Raw genomic sequence first — 6,905 nt, forward strand, 5'->3', positions numbered from 1 at the left:
CATAACTTTTGTTTATGTATATAGTGTTTACGTATATAATCGCGCCCATAGTTTACTCTAGTCACTCTGGACTAGTTACCCTGGAATTAAATCCATGAAAGAATCAATGCAACAATTTTTAGCCTTAACATCTCCGGGCATTGAAGTTTTACTTTTTGATGAAATAAAAAGTTTAGGTGGTGAGCAGGTAGTACAAAAACCTGAAGGTGTTTATTTCCAAGCATCACTCGACTTAGGTTATAAAATATCTCTTTGGACACGCCTTGCTACCCGAATTATGCTGAAACTAGGTGAGGGCGAAGCAAAAGATAAAGGTGAGTTGTTTAAAGCGGCAAGCAGTATTAATTGGCCTGAAGTTTTTAACCCTACAACTACCTTTGCAATCGATTTTGTTGGTTATAGTGAAGAGATTCGTAATAGCCAATTTGGTGGTTTAACCATTAAAGATGCCATTGTAGACCAATTTAGAGATCAAGGCTTTGAACGTCCAAACGTTGATAAACAGTCACCACAAATTAGTTTTCAAGCCCGTTTATTACGAGACCACGTCAGTATTTATCTTGATTTTTCGGGGCGTGGGTTATTTCAACGTGGTTACCGTGAACATAGCGGCGCCGCACCATTAAAAGAAAACTTAGCGGCAGCTTTAATTATTCGTTCTGGTTGGTTGACTGATACAAGCAAGCCGTTGGTTGACCCTATGTGTGGCTCAGGCACTATTTTAATTGAAGCGGTAGCCATGGCAGCAAAACAAGCACCGTCTATTAATCGCAGTTCATGGGGCTTTGAATCTTGGTTATCTCATGACAATGAACTTTGGCAAGAGCAATTAACACAAGCAATTGAAAGCTCAGAAAAAAGTCTAACTAATTTAAAAGTTAAAGTATTTGGTATTGACCTTGATGGCCGCGTATTAAAAACTGCGCAGCAAAACGCCCGTAACGCAGGTTTACAACAGTTTATAGAATTTACCTGTAAAAACACCAACGACATGAATAATGTTTACGGACCGCCAGGTACTATATTGTTCAACCCTCCGTATGGTGAGCGTATTGGTGAATTGCCAGAGCTTGTTGAAAACTTTGTGTTATTTGGTCAGAAGCTAAAAAGCCAGTTTATGGATTGGCGCATTGCTATATTAACGGCAAATATTGATTTATTAGCCATGTTAAAGCTATCGAGCTTTAAGCGTTATAAATTTAAAAACGGTCCGTTAGATTGTCAGCTGGCGTTATACAATGTAGATGCTAAGCAAAAAGAAAAAGATGCAGTAAATCCGCAATCAGACTTTTCTGAAGAAGATAGCGCTTTTGCAAACCGTTTAAAGAAAAACCGTAAAACCTTAAAAGGGTGGTTAAAGTCAGGCGGTATTGAAGCCTATCGAATTTATGATGGCGATATTCCAGAGTACAATGCCGCAGTAGATATTTATGGTGACTACCTTGTTATTCAAGAATACGCTGCGCCAAAAACAATTGACGAAGACAAAGCTAAAAAACGCTTACAAGAAGTCATTTACTGGGCACCGAAAGTCTTAGAAATACCCACTGACAAAGTGATATTGAAAACCCGAGCAAAGCAAAAGGGCAGTAATCAATATCAACGTATGGATAAATCAAAACAATCACTAACCATTAATGAACATGGTGCATTGTTTAAAATTAACTTGTGGGATTACCTTGATACTGGCTTGTTTTTAGATCATCGTAAAACTCGGCAAATTGTTGCCAAAAAAGCTAAAGGTAAATCATTATTAAATTTATTTGCTTATACTGGCTCGGTGTCAGTGCAAGCAGCTGTTCATGGCGCGTCGTCTATCACCACAGTAGATATGTCGAATACTTACTTGAATTGGGCACAAGATAATTTTGCCTTAAACAAATTAAGCAGTCATAAATACCAGTTTATTCAAGCGGATTGTTTAGATTGGCTGAAAAAAAGTACCGATAAATTTGATATTATTTTTATTGATCCGCCAACGTTCTCAAACTCAAAACGTATGGAAGATAGTTTTGATGTACAGCGTGATCATGTTGATTTGATTACCGATGCATTAAAGTCACTTAATCGTGGTGGTGAAATATTTTTCACTAACAACAAGCGTAATTTCAAAATTGATTTTGAAGCGTTAGCTGAGCTTGGTTTAAAAGCCGAAGCCATGTCTGATATTACCCGAGATAAAGATTTCGCCCGAAATAAACATATTCACAATAGCTGGTCTATTAAACGTAGCGCTAATTAACAATAGAGTCACGATGAATAAATTTAATTTATATGGCAGTGAAGGTTGTCATTTATGTGAACAAGCATTAGCTATATGTAATGCGGTTATACCGGCAGAGCAATTAGCACAAATTGATATTATTAACACCGAACGTGTTAGTCATGAAGAACAAACATTAGTTGAGTTGTACGGCGTTCATATTCCCGTACTTGAAAAATTAGAGCAAGACAGTAGCAATAATAGCAAACTGTTTTGGCCATTTACCCAAGCGCAACTAACTACTTTCGTTATTGCATAGAAAGAGATTAGTTGGCGATTAGTTAGTGATAAATTAACTAAAACACATAAGAAGAATTATGGAATTATTAAGAATAGCCAACGGTGAACTTGCTTTTGGTGAAGACAAAATTTTAGACAAAGCAGAATTAAGCGTACAAACAGGCGAACGTATCTGTTTAGTTGGTCGTAATGGCGCTGGTAAATCTACTTTAATGAAAATCCTTATGGGTTTACAAGGTTTAGACGATGGTCAAATCTTAAAGTCGAGTACTATGCAGTTAGCAATGCTTGAGCAAGATCCTCCTGAATCATCAGACGTTACTGTATTTGATTATGTTGCTGAAGGCATTAAAGAAAACGCCGAGTTAATTCGCCGTTATCACGCGTTAATTCATTTAATTGGCGAAGACCCAAGTGAAAAGAATTTAAACAAGCTAGCTAAGGTACAAGAAGATCTTGAGCAAGCTAATGCGTGGCAAGATGAGCAGCGCATTGAACAAGCAATGAGTACGCTTTCACTTGATCCTGAAGCAAAAATTAAAGACTTATCAGGTGGCTGGTTACGCAAAGTAGCGCTTGCTAAAGCCTTAGTAACAAACCCTGATATTTTGCTACTTGATGAGCCTACCAACCATTTAGATATTGAAAGTGTATTGTGGCTTGAAACTTTCTTAAAAGAGTTTGCGGGTACTATCATCTTTATTAGTCATGATAGGGCCTTTATCCGTGGTTTATCTACTCGAATTTTAGATTTAGACCGCGGAAAGTTAACCAGTTACCCTGGTGACTATGATTTATATATCGAACAAAAACAGCATGATCTTCAAGTCGAAGAACAACAAAATGCGTTGTTTGATAAAAAATTAGCGGAAGAAGAAGTATGGATTCGCCAAGGTATCAAGGCTCGTCGTACCCGTAATGAAGGTCGTGTAAGATCATTAGAAAAATTAAGACTTGAGCGTAAAGCTCGTCGTGAAGTTCGCAATCAAAGCAGTATGAATATTACTCAAGGTGAGCGTTCAGGTAAGTTAGTCTTTGAAGCTGAAAACGTAAAAGTTGCCTTTGGCGATAAAGTCGTTATTGAAAACTTAGATTTACTGATCTCTCGTAATGATCGCTTAGCGTTAATTGGTGCCAACGGTACGGGTAAATCAACGCTTATTAAATTGATAATGGAAAAGCAAGCTGCAACGAGTGGTAAAATGCGCTCGGGTGTTAACTTAGATATTGCATATTTTGATCAGCATCGTGAAGCGCTAAACCTAGATCACACCGTACAAGAAATTGTTGGTGAAGGTAAGCAAGAAGTGATGGTTAATGGTCGCTCTCGTCATGTGTTAGGTTATTTACAAGACTTCTTATTTAGCCCTAAACGAGCACGCACACCTGTAAGAGCTTTATCAGGTGGTGAGAAAAATAGATTATTACTTGCGCGTTTATTCTTAAAACCAAGTAATCTACTCATTCTCGATGAGCCAACCAACGACTTGGATATAGAAACACTAGAATTGCTTGAAGAGGTTGTTGCTAATTATGCGGGCACTGTTATTTTGGTAAGCCATGACCGCGACTTTGTAAATAACTGTGTTAATGCGTGTTTGTATTTTGATGGCACTGGTCAAATAAACCAAATTGTTGGTGGTTATGATGATGTTGACGACTATCTTGCTTTAAAAGCAGAACAGCGTCAAAACATGGCTGATGACGCAGAAAAAAAGCGTAATACTAAGGCGGTTGAAAAAAACACTGCGGCAGTGCAGAATAAGGCTCAAACAGCACCCGCTGAAAAAAAGAAAAAGTTATCATTTAAAGAAGCACGTGAGCTTGAAGCTTTACCTGAAAAAATTGACGAGCTTGAGAGCCTGATTGATTCTTTACAGTCGCAAGTTAATGATGCTAACTTTTTTAACCAAGATGAAAATATAACAAAAAAAGTTTTGAACCAGCTGGCAGAAAGTGAGTCCAACCTTGAAATCGTTTATGCGAGATGGCAAGAACTAGATGAGCAATAGTAGTGTTTTAATTATTTTCGTTATCTAGTTAGCCAAACTTAATACGCTAATGTAACTATTTAATAATAGCGTTAACGTATTTGGTTTTACATAAGTTATCCAGAACAACTATAAAGAGTACAAAAGTAGAATGAAGTCATTTGCAAAAAACATACTCACCTTAGGTGTAACCAGTGCTTTGAGTGTAAGCATAAGCTTATTTAACTTTAGCCACGCAGCTACTTACAGAGTTATTGATAAAAATGCAGCTGAAAACTTAGGTTATACTTACGGTGGTAAGTTAAATAATCAAGGCAATATGAGCATATCAGGTGCAAGTTTTTATAATTTTCCAGTGCAATTTGAATATTTAACAGATGAAGACTTTAATAATATTCTAAGCTTATCAATAGCTCAAAGTAGCGTTTATTTTGGTTTAACCATTATTGAAGATTTTGACGCGTTAAAATCAGGTAACCCAACGGCAAATGATTTAGCCTGGGCTGAAATATACCTTGAAGATAGAAATCAAAATGTAAGTAATTACCAATATCAAATAGTGGCTGAAGCCGCAGGTTTAATTAACCTTGGCACAGGTAGTGAATCAACAGAAATTTGTATTTTTGATACTAACTTTGAGGGAACTCCTTGTACCGGCACATTAACACGCTCTACTTATAATACCGTAGAAGGCTTTAACAATTCAGGTACTGTTTTTGGTACAGCTACAGCGCCATATTTACCTATTGCCGGCCCTGATGATGGTGAGAACGTAGAAGTTCAGTCTTACTGGGTTCGTGAGCATGGTCAACGCGGGTTTTATTCACCTGACTTTGGTGCGACTATATATCCAGTGCCCCCTATTGAGACTGCTTATGGCGGTGGTGTGTCAGCGGTTTTAGATGTAAATGATAACAATATTGCAGTAGGTTATAGTAGTTATGAACTCAGTAGCTTTTGGGAGTCAGTAGTATTATCAGAAACTAATGTTGACGGTGTTTTAGGATGTGCAAATCCAGAGGTGTTAGCATTAATGCCTTATGAAATTTGTGTGCAAAACAAAGAAAGTGGTATGTATTACATTCAAGCCTTTGAAGCCGTATTATCATCAACGGGTATTGTTGAAACAAAAGGTTTAGGTTTGTTAGTTAACCCCCATGAAGACGATACTAGAGCATTTAGCAGCCAAGCGCTTGCTATTAATAATAATGGCGTAGCTGTTGGTTATGCACATGGCTGGGATGAGGGTAATGTACACCAACCTGCTGTAGATGAACGAATGACAGGCTCATACGCAGTCATGTTTAAAGATGGTAAAGTTCTTGATTTTAATCAAGAGCATTATTACTTTACTTTAGGTTCAGTATTCGATTTTTCTCGTGCTAATGATATTAACGATAATGGTTTAGTGGTTGGTTATACGCATACAGCAAATACTTTCGTAAAAAAATTCTTTTACGTTGATACTAATGTTTCTGAAAGTAGAATGGAGATGATCATTCCTAGAGGCTTCTTCGATTCATCAAAAAGTACAGCGTTTGGTGTGAACTCAGCTGGGGTTATTGTGGGTGAAGCTGAAATAGAACCTCATAACGATGCTATTCCTCGTCGTACTGCTGGGTTTATGTATGATACGTCTGATAATTCACCTGAAATGATTGATCTTAATACGTTGTTAGAATGTGAGTCGGGCTATAATATTTTTCAAGCTAAAGATATTAATGAAAGTGGTCAAATTTCAGCTTCAGCAATTACTCAGTCCCCTTATTTTGATGCGTTAGGGAATGAGGTGTTAGATAGCAGTGGTAATCCGTTTATGATTGATGTAGTACGTGCGGTTTTACTTGACCCTATTCCTGGTGGTGAAGTAGAAGATTGTAGTAAGTATGAAGATAAAGTAGAAAGACAAGGTGCAAGTTTTGGAGGCTTTTTATTACTAACCCTCGCTTCAATATTTGGTTTTAGACGCGTAAAGTCTATTAACTAAAATAACGTTCTCATTACTTGGTTAACGTTAACCTCTCTTTATGTCATTTAATGCGGTATGTGACTTAATATCAAACATAAAAAAAGCACTTGTAAAGTGCTTTTTTTATGCCTATTGAATAAGGTAAGCCACAAGTACATTATACCAAGTTGATTAAGTTCTTTCCCACTCAGCGAAAGTTAAAAGGCTTAGAGGCAAGGCATTGATTGAAGAAAATGGTTATTCAGGAGAATATGCTCCTGCATTCTCTAATAAGCTACATCCATGTAGCGTCCTTGTCAAAATCAATAACGCAGCATGTAAGCCTTTACTTTTAATTAGGTATTCGCCCTTTGGGAGCTTGCTCGATGTACATTAACATCGTTAAATTTATTTGATTTAGAATGACTAAACCTAAACAAATTCGCCTTGTTATTGCACATCG

Annotated in this window: 4 protein-coding genes; all 4 read left to right on the forward strand. The window is 37.1% G+C overall.

All coding sequences use genetic code 11. The features are described from left to right. Positions 1-94: 94 nt before the first annotated feature. The 4 genes from rlmKL (at position 95) to KO502_RS03550 (ending at position 6,481) form a co-directional block, all read left to right on the forward strand. Positions 95-2,242: a bifunctional 23S rRNA (guanine(2069)-N(7))-methyltransferase RlmK/23S rRNA (guanine(2445)-N(2))-methyltransferase RlmL gene (rlmKL, locus tag KO502_RS03535; RefSeq protein ID WP_216021180.1), complete on the forward strand. Its 2,148-nt coding sequence runs from the start codon at positions 95-97 to the stop codon at positions 2,240-2,242. Between the two features lie 13 nt (positions 2,243-2,255). After that, positions 2,256-2,522, forward strand: coding sequence for a glutaredoxin family protein (locus tag KO502_RS03540; protein WP_216021181.1), 267 nt, complete (start codon positions 2,256-2,258; stop codon positions 2,520-2,522). A 58-nt stretch (positions 2,523-2,580) separates the two neighbouring features. Beyond that, a complete protein-coding gene (locus KO502_RS03545) occupies positions 2,581-4,515 on the forward strand; it encodes an ATP-binding cassette domain-containing protein (protein WP_216021182.1) in 1,935 nt (644 codons plus the stop codon). A 130-nt stretch (positions 4,516-4,645) separates the two neighbouring features. Next, positions 4,646-6,481 (forward strand): DUF3466 family protein, encoded by a 1,836-nt coding sequence (locus KO502_RS03550; RefSeq protein WP_216021183.1) that lies wholly within the window; start codon positions 4,646-4,648, stop codon positions 6,479-6,481. The last annotated feature ends 424 nt before the right edge of the window (positions 6,482-6,905 follow it).

Source organism: Colwellia sp. E2M01, assembly GCF_018860585.1.
In the GTDB taxonomy this organism is placed as follows: Bacteria; Pseudomonadota; Gammaproteobacteria; order Enterobacterales; family Alteromonadaceae; genus Colwellia.

Excerpts from the sequence above, each read along its gene's own strand:
- rlmKL (WP_216021180.1), top strand. The coding sequence starts at position 95 with ATGAAAGAATCAATGCAACAATTTTTAGCCTTAACATCTCCGGGCATT.
- KO502_RS03540 (WP_216021181.1), top strand. The coding sequence starts at position 2,256 with ATGAATAAATTTAATTTATATGGCAGTGAAGGTTGTCATTTATGTGAA.
- KO502_RS03545 (WP_216021182.1), top strand. The coding sequence starts at position 2,581 with ATGGAATTATTAAGAATAGCCAACGGTGAACTTGCTTTTGGTGAAGAC.
- KO502_RS03550 (WP_216021183.1), top strand. The coding sequence starts at position 4,646 with ATGAAGTCATTTGCAAAAAACATACTCACCTTAGGTGTAACCAGTGCT.